The organism is Gilliamella sp. Nev3-1 (assembly GCF_001690435.1).
GTDB classification, from domain to species: domain Bacteria; phylum Pseudomonadota; class Gammaproteobacteria; order Enterobacterales; family Orbaceae; genus Gilliamella; species Gilliamella apicola_C.
In genome coordinates, this window is record NZ_LZHN01000074.1 from 108,908 (window position 1) to 127,732 (window position 18,825).

Genomic DNA, 18,825 nt, shown 5'->3' on the forward strand with positions numbered 1-18,825 from the left:
TATCACCAATTTCTTTGACTTGTTTATCTAAACCAGAAGGCCAAATATGAAGCTCTTGCTTCCCCCCTTTTTATTGATATCACAGCGGTGGCATTTATCCATTTTGGGGGCGAGGATTAATATAACAAATAGTGTATTAACAATACACGTTTATGATAAGCTAACTCACTATAAAATAATTAAATTAAATAATTATGTGAAAACAATAAGTTTAATTGAAGAGGTAAGTTGGGCAAGGGCAAAAACTTATTAGCCAGTTATCAATCGAACTATTGTTAAATTATTAAGTGGTTATATTCTGCCAAAGATAAGAAATGAATGAATTGAGGTAATAAGATGAAAAAGTTTTCTATACTAATATTGTTAATGTTGTGCCCATTAGCCTCTTTTGCTAAAGGACCTAATTGTTATTCTTGGCCGATGAATATGACTTTGGCTTGGATGAAAAACGAGAACATAGTCGATATTCGAAAGTTAGATGAATCTAAAACTAAAATAACACAGTTGGTATCAGAAGAAATAAAAAAAGGGGTGTATACGCAAATATATAACTTTGTTTTTTATGATACACATGGTAATAGCTACCAAGTTATTACCAAAAGCCAAGCATCATATGAAGAATGTTCAATCAGTGATGTGAATAAATATCTAATATCCAAAAGTCAAGTTCATTAGTAGCTTATCTAATAATAGGCAAGTAAATTTGGCATTTTAGCGTGTTTTTAGTCAATGATAAAAATAATATAATTTAAAAAAAGAATAACTTAAGGTAATTATATGAAAAAGCTTTCTTTAGTAATATTGTTAATATTATGCCCAATGCTATCTTTTGCTAAAGGGCCAGATTGCCATACTCGCGCTTTGGATAAGGCTAAGGAGTGGTTGAAAAATAGTAATATAGTGGAGATTGAAAACTTGAATCAATCAAAATTGAGAATAACCCTTTTAGCATCTGAACAGAAAAGTAAGGATTTATATACGCAAATTTACCATTTTGTTTTTTATGATAATAAAAATAAAGCTTATGAAGTTATCACCAAAAGTGAAGCTTCTAATAAAGACTGCTCAATAGGTGAAGTTGATAGTTATTTAGTATCAAAACGCCAAATTGATTATTTTGATTAATGGATCAGATTGCCAAAGATTTCAAAATTTATTTAATGAATTGATACTGTAGCTTTACAAGTTAGCTATACAGAATAAGGAAAACAAGATTAAGGTTATAATATGAAAAAAATTATTTTAATTATTGGGCTAATATTACCAGCTATCTCTTTTGCTAAAGTACCTAATTGTTCAAATCAGTTTATGAACGATGCACTAAGGCAGATGCAATATGTTGGTATCGTTGATATGGGAAATTTAGATCCGTCCAAAACCAAAGTCACCTTATTGGCTTCAGAAAAGAAGAAAAATACAAATACTACAATAAAAAAACAGTATATATATACACAAGTTTATCATTTTGTTTTCTATGATGATGATGGTAACAGTTATCAAGCCATAACGAAAAATGACGCTGTAGAGGCTAATGAAAATGATATTTATGATTCTTGCTCTGCTGGATTGGGTGTAGTTTACTTTGTTTCAAAAACTGTTGAATAACTACCCTTGTTACTTTACGAAAACAGCTAAGTAGTAGGTATAACCCTAATTTTCCTATATTTAAATAAAAAAGAAATTTTAAGTTATTGCGAGTTTTCTATTAAAAAGTTTTAGAAAAATGTAGGTTTCAGTATCAATTTAATAAGAAAATAATACTGAAGAGTATTGAAAGAAAACTAACGCTTAACATTTGGAACGCTAAAATTAAAAAGGTTACTCAGCAATTCTATCCAGTAACCTTTTTCGTGCACTACAACATAAAAAGCAAATTATTGGCCGACACGGCGAGTTAATTCAATAACACGAATTTTTGCTAATGCCTTAGATAGTTCGGCAGATGCTTGAGCAAATGACACATCATCACTTAGGTGATTAATATGTTCCTGCGCTTGCCTTACCGCTTCTTGTGCTCTTGCTTCATCTAAGTCTTCACCGCGAATAGCAGTATCTGCTAAGATGGTTACGATGTTAGGTTGAACTTCTAAAATACCACCAGACAGATAGATAAACTCTTCTTCGCCATTCGTTTTCACAATACCAACCATACCAGGTTTTATTGTTGTGAGTAAAGGTGTATGACCAGGATAAATCCCGAGCTCGCCTTCTTGACCAGTTACTCTGATTCGCTGAACATCACCTGAAAATAGGTGAGATTCAGCACTAACAACTTCTAATTGATAGGAAGTTAGTGCCATATTACTATCTCCGTTAATACGATCTGCTCAATGAATCTCCTAGAGAGATTTTGCTTTCTCAATCGCTTCATCAATTGAACCAACCATATAGAACGCTTGTTCTGGTATATGGTCATAATCGCCTTTCATGATACCCGTAAATGCACTTATCGTATCTTTCAATGGTACATATTTACCTGGTGAACCAGTAAATACTTCTGCAACAAAGAATGGTTGAGATAAGAAGCGTTGAATCTTACGCGCACGAGCAACAATTAATTTATCTTCTTCTGATAACTCGTCCATGCCAAGAATCGCAATAATATCTTTTAATTCTTGATAACGTTGCAAAATCGATTGAACACCACGGGCACAATCATAGTGCTCTTGACCAACCACTAAAGGATCTAATTGACGGCTGGTTGAATCCAATGGATCCACCGCTGGATAGATACCTAATGAGGCGATTTGTCGGCTCAATACGATTGTTGCATCTAAGTGAGCAAATGTTGTTGCTGGTGATGGGTCAGTCAAGTCATCTGCTGGTACATATACAGCTTGGATTGAAGTAATTGAACCAGTTTTAGTTGAAGTGATACGCTCTTGTAGTAAGCCCATTTCTTCGGCTAATGTCGGTTGATAACCTACAGCCGATGGCATACGACCTAATAATGCAGATACTTCGGTACCAGCTAAGGTATAACGATAAATATTATCGATGAATAATAATACATCTTTACCTTCATCGCGGAATTTTTCTGCCATGGTTAAACCAGTTAACGCAACGCGCAAACGGTTTCCTGGTGGCTCATTCATCTGACCATAAACTAACGATACTTTATCAAGCACGTTTGATTCTTTCATTTCGTGATAAAAGTCATTACCTTCACGAGTACGTTCACCTACACCTGTAAATACTGAGTAACCAGAGTGTTCGATAGCGATGTTACGGATTAACTCCATCATATTAACGGTTTTACCCACACCAGCACCACCGAATAGACCCACTTTACCCCCTTTAGCAAATGGGCAAATTAAATCAATAACTTTAATACCTGTTTCAAGTAATTCAGTTGAGTTTGCAAGTTCTTCATAAGTCGGTGCTGCGCGGTGGATAGCCCAACGCTCTTCTTCCCCAATTGGACCTGCTTTATCAACCGGATCACCAAGTACGTTCATGATACGCCCCAGTGTTTTAGTCCCCACTGGTACTTCAATGCCGTGACCAGTGTTTACCACTTTAAGTCCACGTCTTAAACCATCAGATGATCCCATCGCAATACAACAAACAACGCCACCACCTAATTGTTGTTGAACTTCCAGAACTAATTTTTCAGTGCCAGTTTCCACTTCTAATGCGTCATATACCTTTGGTACTGCATCTTCGGGGAATTCGACATCAACCACCGCACCGATGATCTGGACAATCTTTCCAGTAGCCATTTTTAATCCTCTACGTCTTTTTCTTAACTATAAGCCAATATTTAGCACTAACCTGAAACCGCGGCTGCACCGGATACAATATCAATCAATTCATTAGTAATCGCACCTTGGCGCGCTTTGTTATACACAATTTGCAATTCATTAATTAGGTTTGCACCGTTATCTGTTGCCGCTTTCATGGCTACCATTCTTGCTGCTTGTTCACTCGCTAAATTATCAACCACTGCTTGGTAGACTTGTGATTCAATATAGCGACGTAAAATCACATCTAATAGTGATTTAGCGTCAGGCTCATAAATATAATCCCATGATGAAGCTTTGAGCTCTTTATCTTCTGATGGTGGTAATGGTAATAATTGCTGTATTGTTGGCTTTTGCGACATCGTATTAATAAATTTATTGGTAACAATATATAATTTATCAATTTTACCGCTGTCATATGCCTCAAGCATTGTTTTTACCGGACCAATTAAATTGGATAAAGTTGGCTCGTCTCCCAAGTTAGTGACTTGGGTTAAGATGTTTGTTTTCAATGATGAAAAAAATGAAACACCTCGAGAGCCAATTAAAGCAACATCAGTTTCCACCCCTTTTTCTTGCCATGCTGACATATCGGCAATAACACTTTTAAAAAGGTTGATATTTAAACCACCACATAAACCACGATCGGTTGAAATGATAAGGTAGCCAATTCGCTTTACATCTCTTTGTTCTAAATAAGGATGTTTGGCGCCTATCTGAGCTAACGCTAAATGTCCAATTACTTCACGGATCATCTCTGCATATGGTCGGCTAGCGGCCATTCTATCTTGCGTTTTACGCATTTTAGAGTTAGCAACCATTTCCATCGCTTTAGTGATCTTTTGCGTACTTTGGATACTGGCAATTTTGGTTCTAATTTCTTTTGCATTAGCCATTTTTTACCCCCACCCTTACCAAGTTTGAGTTGATTTAAAGCTTTCAAGTAATGCTTTTAGCTTACTTTCAATCTCATCATTGTAATTACCGGTCTCATCAATTTGTTTAACAAAATCGCCATGTTGACTATGAGCATAAGCAAGTAGTGCGGTTTCAAATGGTAACACTTTAGCAAGTTCAACATCTTCTAAATAACCACGCTCAGCGGCGTAAAGTACAATTGATTGTTCAGCAACAGTCATTGGTGAGTATTGCTTTTGTTTTAACAATTCGGTTACTTTTTCACCGTGGCTTAATTGATTTCTTGTTGCTTCATCTAAGTCAGATGCAAACTGTGAGAACGCAGCTAATTCACGATATTGTGCAAGCGCAGTACGGATACCACCTGATAATTTTTTCATTATCTTAGTTTGCGCTGCACCACCTACACGTGAAACTGAAATTCCTGGGTTAACCGCTGGGCGAATTCCTGAGTTAAATAGGCTAGTTTCAAGGAATATCTGACCATCAGTAATCGAAATTACGTTAGTTGGTACGAATGCCGAAACGTCACCAGCTTGAGTTTCAATAATTGGTAATGCAGTTAAAGAACCTGTTTTACCTTTAACTTCGCCTTTAGTGTACTCTTCAACATAGGCTTCGTTGACACGCGCAGCACGTTCAAGTAAACGCGAGTGAAGATAAAATACATCACCAGGGTAAGCTTCACGTCCAGGTGGGCGACGAAGTAATAACGAAATTTGACGGTAAGCAACCGCTTGTTTAGATAAATCATCATAAACAATTAATGCATCTTGACCACGATCGCGAAAGTATTCGCCCATTGCACAACCTGCATATGGTGCTAAATATTGTAATGCTGCTGATTCAGATGCAGAGGCAACAACAACAATCGTATTTTTTAATGCACCATGTTCTTCAAGTTTACGCACAACATTGGCAATAGTTGATTGTTTTTGTCCAATAGCGACATAGATACATTTTACGCCAGAGTCACGTTGGTTGATGATCGCATCAATAGCAAGTGCTGTTTTACCGGTTTGACGGTCACCGATGATAAGTTCACGCTGACCTCGGCCAATTGGAATCATTGAGTCAACGGCTTTATAGCCAGTTTGTAATGCTTGATCAACGGATTTACGATCGATAACACCAGGGGCAACAACTTCAACTGGTGAAAATCCATCATGTTGAAGTGAACCTTTACCATCAATTGGCTCACCTAGTGTGTTAATAACGCGACCTAATAAACCTTCACCGACTGGTACTTGTAATATACGACCAGTACATTGGACTTTCATTCCTTCAGACAAATCTTCGTATGGTCCCATGACCACTGCACCGACAGAGTCTCTTTCAAGGTTGAGAGCCATTGCATAGCGACCTCCTGGTAATGCAATCATTTCACCTTGCATTACATCAGTTAGTCCATGGATTCGAAGGATACCATCACTTACAGATATGATAGTTCCTTCATTGTGAGCATCACTCACAATATTGAACTGAGCTATCCGCTCTTTAATTAGTTCACTTATTTCAGTTGAATTTAGCTGCATTATCAGTCCCCTTAAGACTGTAGAGCGTCATTTAAACGATTTAAACGCCCTCTGATACTACTATCAATAACCATATCGCCCGTACGAATAATAAAACCAGAAATGAGCGATTTATCTATGTGACATTTTAGTTTTACTTTTCGTGATAAACGTTTTTCGACAGCGACAGAAATCTTATTAAGTTGTTCATTGGTTAGCTCACTAGCAGAAATCACATCTACATCTGCTTGGGCATCTTTCTCTAAACAATATTGCTCAAACAAAGTTAGTACTTCGGGAAGAAGTGATAACCGTTTGTTTTCAGCCATAATCTTAATAAAGTTAGTGCTAAACTCATCTAACACATCTTTGCAGATATTGATGAGTAAATTAGCCACCGAATCGGCTTTCATGTCAGATGTTAAAACACTCTTTATTTGAGCATCTTTGCTTACTTCTGATGTCAACACTAGCATTTTATGCCATGATTCGATGCTGTTTTTTTCTACCGCAAACTCGAAAGCGGCTTTAGCATAAGGGCGAGCAATCGTAATTAAGTCAGCCATTGCTCATATCTCCTTATAGTTCAGCTACGAGTTTATCAATGATGTCGCTATTTGCGGCTTCATTAACAGAACGTTGAATAATTTTTTCTGCACCAGCAATAGCGAGTGTAGCGACTTGTTGTTTGAGCTCTTCTTTAGCTCGTTTGCGTTCGGCCTCTACTTCGGCAAGCCCTTGAGCAACAATTCGTTCTTTTTCACGAGAAGCTTCTTGCTTTGCTTCTTCAAGAATGGCTGCTTTGCGTTTGTTTGCTTGCTCAATAATTGCATTGGCCTCAACCTTAGCCTGTTGCATTATGTCAGATGTATTTGCTTTGGCTAATTCCAAATCTTTTTTTGCTGTTTCTGCTGAAGCAAGTCCTTCGGCTATCTCTTTTTGACGCTTTTCAATTGCGCCAATAACTGGAGGCCAAACAAACTTCATACAGAACCAAACAAACAATACAAATGTAATTGCTTGGCCGAGGAGCGTTGCGTTCATATTCATGACACGATTCCTCTTAAATTTTTATTAGCCAGCGACAGCAAAAATAACATAAAGCGCAATACCCACACAAATCATTGGGATCGCATCAACTAAGCCCATAACGATAAAGAATTGAGTACGTAACATAGGCATTAATTCTGGTTGGCGAGCAGCACCTTCTAAAAATTTACCACCTAATAAACCAATACCAACTGCACCACCAATTGCAGCTAATCCCATCATTATACCTGCGGCTACAAATAACATACTAATATCCATTATATACTCCAGTTTATTATCAAAAAAATATTAAAATTAATGATCTTCCGTTGCCGACGCCATAGCTAAATAAACGATCGTCAACACCATAAAAATAAATGCTTGTAATGTAATAATTAAAATATGGAAGATGGCCCAAGGTAATGACAATACCCACTGTGACCACCAAGGTAATAATGCAGCAATTAAGATGAAGATAAGTTCACCAGCATACATATTTCCGAAAAGTCGAAGTCCTAAAGAAACAGGTTTAGCTAAAAGGCTAACTAATTCAAGCACTAAATTAATAGGCGCAAATGCCCAGTGATTGAAAGGGTGAAGTGTATATTCTTTAATGAAACCACTAATCCCTTTATATTTAATAGAATAAATAATAATAAGGGCAAACACGCCTAAAGACATTGACATAGTGATGCTAACATCAGCTGTTGGAACAACCCTTAAATGTGATAGACCTAGGTATTGGCCTGCATAAGGTAGAAAGTCAACCGGGATAAGATCCATAAAATTCATTAAAAAAACCCAAATAAACACTGTTAAAGCTAATGGTGCAATGAGTTTATTTTGACCTGTGAACATATCTTTAACGGTATTGTTTACAAATTCAAAAATCATCTCAACAGCACATTGTAATTTACTTGGCACTCCACTAGTTGCTTTTTTAGCAACGCGGTGAAAAATCCATAAAAAGATTACACCAAGTAGAATTGAAAAGAACAGTGAGTCAAGGTTTAAGGTCCAAAAACCCGAACCTACTTGCAAGTTCTCAAGATGATGCTTGATGTAAGCTTGTGGTGAAGCTGGAGAGGAAACAGACATATAACCCTCTTACTTATTTCTAAAAACAAAGAATACTGCTTATTTACCAAGAAAAGGTATAAGCAATCGTTGTAATAATTGAAGCCACTATTTTAAACCCAATTACCTATATTAAGTCAACCTTTGATTAACGAAATTAAAAATTTAGACACTTTTTACTAATTTTGTGTAAATATGCGCAACTTTACCCATTATTTTAAACCAAATATTGTTCAATCAATGGCTTAATTAATGGGCATAAATGAGGCTATTTTTAATTTTTAACCGCTATGGCAATAGTTTCTGCTAATTTTTGTGCTTCCATTTCATTGTTTCCCTCAACCATGACGCGAATAAGTGGTTCTGTACCCGATTTACGGAGCAAAACTCGCCCATGATTGCCAAGCTGTTTTTCTGCTTGTTCAATAGCTGATTTTACTACATTGCTATTTAGTGGATCTTCTTTGCCTGAAAAATGGATATTAATTAAGACTTGCGGTAGCATTGTCATGCCACTGCATAAATCAGCTAATGACATATCATTACGCACCATTGCCGCTAGTACTTGTAAGCCCGCAACGATACCATCACCGGTGGTGGTTTTATCTAATAATAACACATGACCTGAATTTTCAGCACCTAAGCGCCAGTTTTTTTCTACTAATTTTTCAAGCACATAACGATCACCCACTTTGGCTCGGACAAAAGGAATTCCAAGATTTCTAAGTGCAATTTCAAGCCCCATATTGCTCATTAATGTGCCAACAACTCCACCTTTGAGTTGACCTTGTCTCAGTGCCTCGCGAGCAATGATGTAAATAATTTGATCACCATCAATTTTGCGTCCTTTATGATCAACCATGATGATACGATCGCCATCACCATCTAATGCAAAGCCTAAATCTGCTTTTTCATCAATAACACATTTAGCGAGAGCCTTAACGTCAGTTGCACCACAGTTTTCATTGATATTAACACCATCAGGTTCACAACCAATTTTGATCACTTGCGCGCCAAGCTCTCGTAATACTTTAGGAGCGATGTGGTAAGTCGCACCATTAGCGCAATCGACAACAATTTTTAATGTAGCTAGACTTAAATCATGATCGAATGTGCTTTTACAAAATTCGATATAGCGTCCCGCTGCATCGGTGATACGGCTTGCTCGACCAAGTTGTTTTGATTCTACACAATCGATCTCTTTTTCAAGCTCAGCCTCAATTTCTAATTCAATAGCATCATCAAGCTTTTTCCCTTCGGCTGAAAAGAACTTAATACCATTATCATAAAAAGGGTTATGTGAAGCAGAAATGACCACCCCAGCATCAGCCCGAAAAGTACGAGTTAAATAGGCTATGGCGGGGGTTGGCATAGGGCCTGTAAAAGCAGCGGCAACGCCAGCGGAGGCAAAACCTGCTTCCAGTGCTGACTCAAGCATATAGCCTGAAATGCGAGTATCTTTACCGATTAATACTTTTTTCACCCCATCTTTGGCAAGCACACGACCCGCTGCCCAGCCTAATTTGAGCGCAAAATCTGGTGTGATAGGATACATTCCAACTTTACCGCGGATCCCATCTGTACCAAAATATTTCCGATTAGACATTTTGTTCCCTTACACTAATATTTGTTATTTTGGACAACATTTAATTAACTATACTTTACTTTAAAGTTGTATGCGATTATTTTTTGATAAAACGCATACCCCAAGTTGTAAAAAAACTCAATAAAATATACGTTTCAGTATAAAGCTATTCTCGACTATCATTGGCAAATTTTAATAATACTTGGCTCTCTTTGATAAAGCGTTCTGCATAATTGCCAAACCAGGCGGTGACTTCATTAAAATTATCAATAAATTTAGTTTTATTACGTTGTTCAATTAATCTCACCATTTGCCCAAAGCGCTCGTAATAGCGCTTGATTAATTCGATATTATCATCTGATGCCATAATGATATCGGCATAAAGAGCCGGATCTTGAGCAAACAACCGTCCAACCATCATCAGCTCAAGCCGATAGATAGGAGATGATAGTGCAATTAGTTGCTCTAAATCAGCCTGTTCACGTTGTAAATTTACGCCGTATGAAAAAGAGGTAAAATGGCGTAATGCTTGAATGAACGACATGCATTTATCATGCTCTTTGGCATCAATAGCGCATAAATTAGCACCCCATATACGCATTTGCTCAATTAACCATTGATACTTAGTAGGTTCGCGACCTTCACAATAAACGATGATTTGTTTGGCTAAATTAGGCACATCAGGGCCAAACATAGGATGCAATCCGACAACTGGTCCTTGATGCTTTTCTAGCATTGTTTCAAGTGGTTTAGCTTTGATAGAAGTAAAATCCGTTAAGATACAATCTGTTGGCAATTGCGGTAATTGCTTTATGATTTCACAAGTTTTATTTATTGGCACTGTGACAATAACCGCAGCAGCATCAGCAACTATTTCAGTAGCTTGATGCATAGTTTTAGAGCCTAACGTTTTAACTTGGTAGCCTGATAATGTAAATAACCGAGCAAACAACCGCCCCATTTGTCCATTACCACCAACAATAACTATAGAACCTTGGCCTGTATAAACTTTTTTGAAACCTTTGTCATTTTCGCTAATATACGATTCACGCATCAAACGACGTAAAATATCTTCAATTAATGCGGGAGGTATACCCGCATTTTCAGCTTCTTGTCTCCTTTTATTTAGCATCTCTGCTTCACGTTTAGGATCATAAATAGGAATACCATGTTTACTTTTTACTTCACCAACTTCGGTAACTAATGCTAATCGTTTGGTAATTAATGATAAAATTGATTTATCAACTTCATCAATTTTATCGCGCAAGGCAGTTAATTCCGTAGACATATTCGGCTATTCCTTTTATCACAAATGACAACTCTTTATGTAATAGCTTAACAGTATAACGTATTTTTGGTAGGATGGGGCAACTACAACATTAAATGTAACACAATAAAATAATCATGAAAGTCATCTCTTTTAATATTAACAGCCTTCGAGCCCGAATTCATCAGCTAGCGGCAATTATTGATATCCACCAACCAGATATTATTGGTCTTCAAGAAACCAAAGTACATAATGACCAATTTCCCGTTGAAGAGCTTGCTCAGTTTGGTTATCACTTATATTATCACGGGCAAAAAAGTCACTATGGTGTGGCATTGTTAACTAAACAAAAACCCATTTCAGTACAGTGTGGTTTTCCAACCGATAACGAAGACGCACAATGCCGTTTGATTATTGCTGAGTTACCAACTAGCCAAGGCAATTTGATGGTAATTAATGGTTATTTTCCGCAAGGTGAAAGTTTACATCATGAAATAAAATATCCTGCTAAGCGTAAATTCTATCAAGATCTAATAACTTATATCGAACAGCAACAATTAAATAGCCAATTATCATTAATAATGGGGGATATGAATATTTGCCCAACCGATTTAGATATAGGTCTTACCGAAGAAAACCGAAAACGTTGGTTACGTACAGGTAAATGTTCATTTTTGCCAGAAGAGCGTGAATGGATAAAAAATTTAATGTCACTTGGTTTTACTGATACTTACCGTAATGCTTATCCAAAAGAAAAAACATATTCTTGGTTTGATTATCGTTCTAAAGGTTTTGATACCCATATTGGGCTACGTATCGATTTGATTTTAGCTAGCAAAAAAATGATGAATTACTACCTGCAAACAGGTATTGATTATGATATTAGAGCGATGGAAAAACCATCTGATCATGCACCAATTTGGGCTCAATTTGATTTAGCATAACCATAAATATAGTTACCATAAGGATAATAGCATGCAAGGTAGTTCAATTTTATCGATTAAAGATCTCAATCAAATGGTGAAAGAGTTGCTTTGTGATGCTATTGGCCAAGTTTGGTTGATAGGCGAAATCTCAAACTTTTCTCGTCCATCGTCGGGTCATTGGTATTTCTCATTAAAAGACGACAGTGCACAGGTGCGCTGTGCAATGTTTCGCAATAGTAATTTCCGTGCTGGCTTTACACCACAAAATGGACAGCAAGTTTTAGTTCGAGCAACAGTTACACTGTATGAATCGCGCGGGGAATATCAACTAGTTATTGATAAAATTCAACCCGCAGGAGCAGGATTACTACAGCAAAAGTTTGAGCAGTTAAAACAAAAACTGTCAGACGAAGGTTTATTTGATCCCATGTATAAACAGCCACTGCCTGAAAATATTCGTACCATTGGCATTATCACTTCATCAACGGGTGCTGCGCTACATGATATTTGCCAGATATTAAAGCGCCGTGATCCTAGCTTACATTTAATCATCTACCCAACTCAAGTACAAGGCAATGAGGCCGCGGGACAAATTGCTAAGATGATTCAAATTGCCAATATTCGGCAAGAATGTGATGTGTTAATTATTGGGCGAGGCGGAGGTTCGCTTGAAGACTTATGGTCATTTAATGAAGAAATAGTAGCAAGAGCCATTTTTTCAAGCAAAATACCGACGGTTAGTGCGGTTGGACATGAAATTGATTTTACCATTGCAGATTTTGTTGCTGATGTCAGAGCGGCTACACCATCTGCTGCTGCCGAGTTAGTAAGTCATGATAATTTAGATCAGATAAAACGCATTCAAGCAAAAGAACAGCATCTATCCATGGCAATGGATTATTATTTAATGCAGTGTCGAGAAAAACTCAATAAATGGCATCATCTATTGCAGACTCAACATCCACAAACAAAATTAGAAAAACAATTGAATCAACTTTTAACCTATCGTCATTCATTATATGAAAATATTCAGCAATATTTTTTCAAGCAGTCAAATCGCTATAATTTTTTAGATAGACGATTATTACGAGTATCGCCACAAAATAACATCACCTATTTAGGGCAATTGGTTCGACAAAAACAGCAGCAACTCATTAATTTAATTGATCAGAAATTAACAAAGTCACAGCATCAATTTGTGTTACAAACTTCGCAACTCAATAATGTTAGCCCACTTGCTACACTTGAGCGAGGTTATTCTGTCACCATAAACCAAAATAACACAGTGGTTCGTCGCTGTGAGCAGGTGACTGTTGGGGAATTTATCGTCACAAGATTAAAGAAAGGAAAACTGGTTAGTCAAATTATCGAAATTAACGAATAAACTCGTTATCTTTAAAGAACATTCATAGACTGTTTTTACCAGTTTTTAACATCATTTTTGCAATTCAAGTGATCACTAGTATATAATCTGAACAATAGGAAATTATTATATTATTCAGAGGGGTTATGAGTTACCCGATAGGTATTGATTTAGGTACGACAAATAGTTTAATTTGTGTTTGGCAAGATGGAAAACCATTCCTTATTCCTAATTCAATTGGTGAAGTTGTTACACCATCTGCAGTTAGTGTTGACGAAGACGATTCTATTCTAGTCGGACATGCGGCATTGTCCCGTTTAACCACGCATCCCAATCGTAGTGCAGCCGCTTTTAAACGCTTTTTAGGTTCAAACAAAGTTTTTGAATTAGGCGACAAAAAGTTTACGCCAACCGAACTTTCAGCGATGGTTTTAAAATCACTTAAAGCGGATGCAGAAGTATTTTTAAAGCAAGAAATTTGTGATGTTGTCATTTCGGTGCCTGCTTATTTTAATGATGAGCAGCGCAAGCAGACTCGCTTTGCTGCTGAGTTAGCGGGATTAAATGCTGTGCGTTTAATCAATGAACCAACAGCAGCTGCTATGGCATACGGATTACACGAAGAACAATCAGGTAATACTTTAGTATTTGACTTAGGTGGTGGCACGTTTGATGTGACTGTGCTTGAATATTCGATGCCAATTATTGAAGTGCATGCTTCGGCAGGTGATAACTATTTAGGTGGTGAAGATTTTACCCAAGAGCTTGTTAAAGCTTGCTTAAGTGAGTGGAATCTTAAACAACAAGATATTCCAGCAGATGATTATGCTCGATTGTTAGATTTGGCAGAGCAATTAAAATGCAAATTAAATGGTGAACAGATGCATAATTTGACGTGGTTTTGGCAAGATAAGCAGTGGCAATTTGCACTCAATGAAAGCCGAGCTAAAATGATCTGGTTACCGTTACTTAATCGTTTACGAGCACCGGTCGAACAAGCGTTAAATGATGCACGTTTAAAGCCTAATCAGCTAGAGCATATTGTATTAGTTGGCGGTTCATCACAACTTGGAGTGGTGCGCGAATTGGTTACTAAATTATTTGGAAAATTACCATATCGTCATATAAACCCAACTACAATTGTCGCTCAAGGTGCCGCTGTTCAAGCTGCTTGCCGATTGCGTAATAAAGATGTAGAAGAAGTCATTCTCACCGACGTGTGTCCTTATACTCTTGGGATTGAAAGTTGTTCAAATAATGTCAGTGGGTTATTTTCACCCATTCTTGAACGTAATACTATTGTACCAACTTCGAAAGTAAAAACATTTTACACAACTCACCCTCAGCAAAAAGTGATATGTATTTCGGTTTATCAAGGTGAAAATCCACGCGTTGAAAACAATGTTTTAATTGATGAGTTTGAAGTGCCTCTAACGCCAATGGAAAAAACACAAGGGATTGATGTTCGCTTTAGTTATGATCTAAATGGCTTATTAGAAGTTGATGTGGTTTTACTTGAGACAGGCAAACAACATGGCAAAGTGATTGATCATAGTCCAATTGGATTAACAGACAAACAAAAACAAGACAGTCATGATCGCTTAAAAGCACTTAAAATTCACCCTCGCGACGAAATGCCGAATCGTACTTTATTAGCAAGGCTGGAACGTGCATGGGCACAATCATTGGGTGATGAACGTCTATTAATTGGATCATATATCGAAGTTTTTATGGAAGTATTAAATAGACAAAATTCTGAAGAAATTAACAAAATTCGTTGTGAAATTGAATCTAATCTAAAAGATCTGAATCGATAGCCAATAAAATTTTAAAAATATAAAAAGTCCTCTTTTTTAGAGATAAAAAAGAGGACTTTATTTTGTTTACTTTTCCTTTTCTTTGGGTGTTTTTTCCACTGGTGGTCCAAAACGGTTAGTGTGTTTGATGCCGGAACCCAAAAATGGCATAAAAAATAAGAGAGAAACCAACATTTGGGTCACGGGTTCTCCTCTATCAATATCATTAAAACGTCGTTTTAAAGCAAAAATCATGTTGGTTACAGCAATAGAATAACAAATCATAGAAAAAGTAGGACTATTCAATTCAGAATTACTGTTAAGTACGATCATCAATCCTAACACAATGAAGCTACAACATAATTGTATAATAAAACCTTTTATATTAGTTCGTCCTTTCCAACGCCAAAACTGCCACCATTTATTTTTAGGTAATGGCTGTGATTCCAGTTTTTGTTGATTTTCATGATTTTTTGCTATAAGTAATGCTGCACAAAGCCGTAAGACTAAATCATTGTCACTGTTGTTTTTAAAATTGTATAACACTTCAAGTTCATCTTCATCGTATATACCGTAATAGCTAGACAAACGTTTAGTAAGTATCATTATTTCATCAGTTTGTTTAGTATAATTGTATTTCATACTGCGATCAAAAAATGGTGCAATCCAACTCTTTTTTAGATTTTTTGCTGTTTCTATTAACTCTTTATTATCACCAGTAACACTTTTCAACATCTGATCTAATTTTGTTTTTTGATCGGGTTTATAAAATACTATGTTGTATAAAATAATCAAGTAGAGAGGGTTTTGTTTTGCTAATTTAGGTTGCCATACTTGTTCAAGTTTTTGCTCAATTTCCTTAAAATCAATGCTATCAGGTGTATCATCAATATACGATTCAATTGAATTTGGATAATTTATTAAGATGCAATTAATTAACTTACTGTCATTGTTAATCAGATTATATAACTCTGTTTCATTTTGCCAGTTTCCTTGTTTAAAAATATTAATAAGAGGAGATAGCAAATTGTCATTCGGTAGTTGGAATGTATTATTCTCAGTTTGAAGATATTTGGCCGTTGCAAAAGGCTGGCTGGCAATTGATATAACTAATAAACAATTACGATACCATTGCCAATAGGCATTTTTATTACTTGAACAGATAGAAGCATCTGGTGGAGCAGGTAGTTTGTAAGGTATTCGTATTGTAAGAAAAGCTACCCAATCATACATTTCCATATATGAATACTCTAAATTATTATAAAGATGAAATATGGCAACAAACGGCAAATAATCAAGCCTATCTAGCCATAAACGACAATAAAAACAATGATTATCTTCAGAGTTAGGATCAAATTTAGCTGGGATAGGCGTATTTTCATCACTATCATATAGCCAAGCTTTAAACTCTTGTACGGGCGGTAGTTCTGATAACCATGTTAGGTTTTGTCGTGCTTGCCGTTGTAAATTTTGCAAAATAAATTGTTCAAATGGATCATCGCTGCGTTCATCAAGGATTTCTTGCAATAATCTTTCATTACCGTGGCGAAGCATGATGGCATGGCGATATAAGCGATACAATCGATTGGTACCGTCATCAAGTAATAGCATGGATAAAACTTGTCTATAATTCCAATTTACATTTAAAGCCCAGTCAATAAAATTGGCTATTTCAGGGGAATAATCGCTATCCTCTAGTTCCGCTAATCGTGAAACAGTTGTTGCTGTTAGCTGAGGTATTGCATTTAAATAATTTTCAGTGTTATCTATAGCAATACAGTAAGAATTATTAAGAGCCATGATTAATAATGGGAAATAATCTTTATTATAATATTCGCACCAACCAGCTATCCAGCTGGCTGCTTTATCTTGATAATGGCCTGAACTATAAAGATCTAGCCAAGATTGTAAGGACTCTTGTTTATTATCAAGTAGCGTATATTGAATGGCGGCAATATATTTCCACTCGATAATAATATTTTCATCTTCATCGCCTTCGGCAATGCATTTTAAAGCATAATCTAAAATAGATTGATTTTTTAGGCTCGCAGTACTATGCCAATGAGCAAATTCGAGCATAAATTTCTTATCATCAGGAAGATAAATAATGGTATCTTGAGCTAAAAATGCATAAACATCTTCTGATCTACGTTCCCAAAATAACCATTTGGCATTATATATATAATCGATAGTTGCATTTTGTAGTGTTTTATTGGTTGTTGGCAAACATGTGTAATCAAATAAATCACCGCGATCAATATGATTTAAATAACTATCATACTTTTCAAAATCATCGGCAAATTGGATCATTAGCTGTTGCCGCCAACGTAAACTATCGGCTAATAGTTTGACACATGACTCTGATATATTTTTTGATTCATAACTTATTTCTAACAATCGCCATTTTACAGAATCAATAACTGCCATTGAGTAGTCATAAAATGAACCAATAAATTTTTGCCACTCGTTAACATTAAAACAACGTTGAGGATCATCTAACAATGTTTGATAAGCCTCACAAATTTCATTGGCTTTAAGCTGTTCTTCTGTTAAGGATACTGATACTTCTTGTTGTTCTGATTCAGACTTAGGTTCATCGACCATTATTTCGGGCGATTGTGCATATTTTATTGCTGACTCATAGGCTTCGCGTAATGCTTTAAAACCATCGGAATCAGTTTCAGGGTGATATGAAGGTAATTGTGCTCGATATGCTTGACGAATAGCCGCTTGATCGGTTGTTTTTTCAATGCCTAACAGTTGCCAAATATTTTCATTCATGACCAATCATACTCCATTAGTGACTCTGGTTTTTCTAGTTCTTCAATATTAATATACCAAGGTAAATGATTATGTGGGGCATCTTTATCTTCATGTAAATTTGCCATGGTATGAGCGCGTGATGCTCGAGTCAATTCACAGCGTAATGTTTCTAAGTCTTCTTTGCTATTGAGTGATATCCAATATTGATAACCAACAAACCAGCCTGTAAAGTAATGGTGCCAGTTTCTATAATAATATTGACAACGGAGCCCTATTCGAGAAAGAATCCATAAGGCCTCTTGTTCGGTGATATATTTATTAGTAGTACCATTTCGTAAGATATATCCCATTCGAGCATAATCCCAACTACGGATACCTGCAGTACCACACACAGAAAAGGTTTGTTTGACAAAATCAAGCAAAACTTTTTGATAGTCATCTTGTTCTTGATAATGGTCATACCAATCAAATTCGGAAAGTCGAGAATACATCAAATAATATTTAGACAATGCTGAAGCGTGCCCATCATCAACCATGCCGAACACACAGTTAAGTAAAGTTTCACGGGAATCAATAGCCCAACTCTCTTTCATATCAACAAAATCTCGATCTGGATAAAAAAATGGCGAAGTATAACTAGCTCCATTTTCTATGTTTATTACAACCATTGGTGCAGATAAACCATATAGCCAATCAACACAATCTTGATTCATATTTGTATTCCAATCATCTGATTTATTTTATTTATTATACAAAGATAGCAGATTTCACACTAAAATAACACTTGAAATTCAAACAGAAATTTATGATATAGTTTCATAAAATAGAAATGCTGCTATAAGCT

Annotated in this window: 18 protein-coding genes; 6 read left to right on the top strand and 12 right to left on the bottom strand. The window is 36.2% G+C overall.

Annotation, left to right across the window (positions count from 1 at the left end):
* The first annotated feature begins 336 nt into the window (after positions 1–336).
* The 3 genes from A9G40_RS12065 to A9G40_RS12075 all read left to right on the top strand — a co-directional run bounded on the left by A9G40_RS12065 (position 337) and on the right by A9G40_RS12075 (position 1,605).
* Positions 337–675 carry a hypothetical protein gene (locus A9G40_RS12065; protein ID WP_065568362.1) on the top strand — a complete coding sequence of 113 codons (339 nt, stop codon included), beginning with the start codon at positions 337–339 and terminating at the stop codon, positions 673–675.
* Positions 676–777: 102 nt separating this feature from the next.
* A complete protein-coding gene (locus A9G40_RS12070) occupies positions 778–1,125 on the top strand; it encodes a hypothetical protein (protein ID WP_065579508.1) in 348 nt (115 codons plus the stop codon).
* A 102-nt stretch (positions 1,126–1,227) separates the two neighbouring features.
* A complete protein-coding gene (locus A9G40_RS12075; protein WP_065583238.1) occupies positions 1,228–1,605 on the top strand; it encodes a hypothetical protein in 378 nt (125 codons plus the stop codon).
* Positions 1,606–1,874: 269 nt separating this feature from the next.
* Here A9G40_RS12075 and A9G40_RS12080 read toward each other — a convergent pair whose 3' ends face one another.
* From A9G40_RS12080 to tyrA, 10 genes are all read right to left on the bottom strand, one after another.
* On the bottom strand, positions 1,875–2,300 hold the full coding sequence (locus tag A9G40_RS12080) for a F0F1 ATP synthase subunit epsilon (protein ID WP_065568359.1): 426 nt from the start codon (positions 2,298–2,300) through the stop codon (positions 1,875–1,877).
* Between the two features lie 39 nt (positions 2,301–2,339).
* Positions 2,340–3,722 carry a F0F1 ATP synthase subunit beta gene (gene atpD / locus A9G40_RS12085; protein WP_065583239.1) on the bottom strand — a complete coding sequence of 461 codons (1,383 nt, stop codon included), beginning with the start codon at positions 3,720–3,722 and terminating at the stop codon, positions 2,340–2,342.
* A 47-nt stretch (positions 3,723–3,769) separates the two neighbouring features.
* Positions 3,770–4,639 carry a F0F1 ATP synthase subunit gamma gene (gene atpG, locus A9G40_RS12090; RefSeq protein WP_065583240.1) on the bottom strand — a complete coding sequence of 290 codons (870 nt, stop codon included), beginning with the start codon at positions 4,637–4,639 and terminating at the stop codon, positions 3,770–3,772.
* Positions 4,640–4,654: 15 nt separating this feature from the next.
* On the bottom strand, positions 4,655–6,196 hold the full coding sequence (gene atpA / locus A9G40_RS12095; protein ID WP_065583241.1) for a F0F1 ATP synthase subunit alpha: 1,542 nt from the start codon (positions 6,194–6,196) through the stop codon (positions 4,655–4,657).
* Positions 6,197–6,207: 11 nt separating this feature from the next.
* A complete protein-coding gene (gene atpH, locus A9G40_RS12100; RefSeq protein ID WP_065583242.1) occupies positions 6,208–6,741 on the bottom strand; it encodes a F0F1 ATP synthase subunit delta in 534 nt (177 codons plus the stop codon).
* Positions 6,742–6,754: 13 nt separating this feature from the next.
* Positions 6,755–7,225, bottom strand: coding sequence for a F0F1 ATP synthase subunit B (gene atpF / locus A9G40_RS12105; protein ID WP_065568354.1), 471 nt, complete (start codon positions 7,223–7,225; stop codon positions 6,755–6,757).
* A 24-nt stretch (positions 7,226–7,249) separates the two neighbouring features.
* Entirely contained in the window at positions 7,250–7,483 is a 234-nt protein-coding gene (gene atpE / locus A9G40_RS12110; RefSeq protein ID WP_442902731.1) for a F0F1 ATP synthase subunit C, read from the bottom strand.
* Between the two features lie 36 nt (positions 7,484–7,519).
* Positions 7,520–8,302, bottom strand: a complete 783-nt coding sequence (gene atpB, locus A9G40_RS12115) for a F0F1 ATP synthase subunit A (RefSeq protein WP_065583243.1) — start codon at positions 8,300–8,302, stop codon at positions 7,520–7,522.
* A gap of 253 nt (positions 8,303–8,555) precedes the next feature.
* A complete protein-coding gene (glmM, locus tag A9G40_RS12120) occupies positions 8,556–9,887 on the bottom strand; it encodes a phosphoglucosamine mutase (RefSeq protein WP_065583244.1) in 1,332 nt (443 codons plus the stop codon).
* 145 nt (positions 9,888–10,032) lie between these two features.
* A complete protein-coding gene (gene tyrA, locus A9G40_RS12125) occupies positions 10,033–11,154 on the bottom strand; it encodes a bifunctional chorismate mutase/prephenate dehydrogenase (RefSeq protein WP_065583245.1) in 1,122 nt (373 codons plus the stop codon).
* A gap of 116 nt (positions 11,155–11,270) precedes the next feature.
* Between tyrA and xthA the strand changes: the two genes are divergently transcribed.
* The 3 genes from xthA to A9G40_RS12140 all read left to right on the top strand — a co-directional run bounded on the left by xthA (position 11,271) and on the right by A9G40_RS12140 (position 15,239).
* A complete protein-coding gene (gene xthA / locus A9G40_RS12130) occupies positions 11,271–12,077 on the top strand; it encodes an exodeoxyribonuclease III (protein ID WP_065583246.1) in 807 nt (268 codons plus the stop codon).
* A 31-nt stretch (positions 12,078–12,108) separates the two neighbouring features.
* Positions 12,109–13,443, top strand: coding sequence for an exodeoxyribonuclease VII large subunit (xseA, locus tag A9G40_RS12135; protein WP_065583247.1), 1,335 nt, complete (start codon positions 12,109–12,111; stop codon positions 13,441–13,443).
* 125 nt (positions 13,444–13,568) lie between these two features.
* Entirely contained in the window at positions 13,569–15,239 is a 1,671-nt protein-coding gene (locus tag A9G40_RS12140) for a molecular chaperone HscC (protein ID WP_065583248.1), read from the top strand.
* A gap of 66 nt (positions 15,240–15,305) precedes the next feature.
* On the opposite strand, the gene A9G40_RS12145 is transcribed toward A9G40_RS12140, so the two are convergent.
* On the bottom strand, positions 15,306–17,999 hold the full coding sequence (locus A9G40_RS12145) for a hypothetical protein (RefSeq protein WP_065583249.1): 2,694 nt from the start codon (positions 17,997–17,999) through the stop codon (positions 15,306–15,308).
* A complete protein-coding gene (locus A9G40_RS12150) occupies positions 17,996–18,694 on the bottom strand; it encodes a DUF1266 domain-containing protein (protein ID WP_065583250.1) in 699 nt (232 codons plus the stop codon). The genes A9G40_RS12145 and A9G40_RS12150 overlap by 4 nt, the downstream gene beginning before the upstream one ends.
* Between the last annotated feature and the right edge of the window lie 131 nt (positions 18,695–18,825).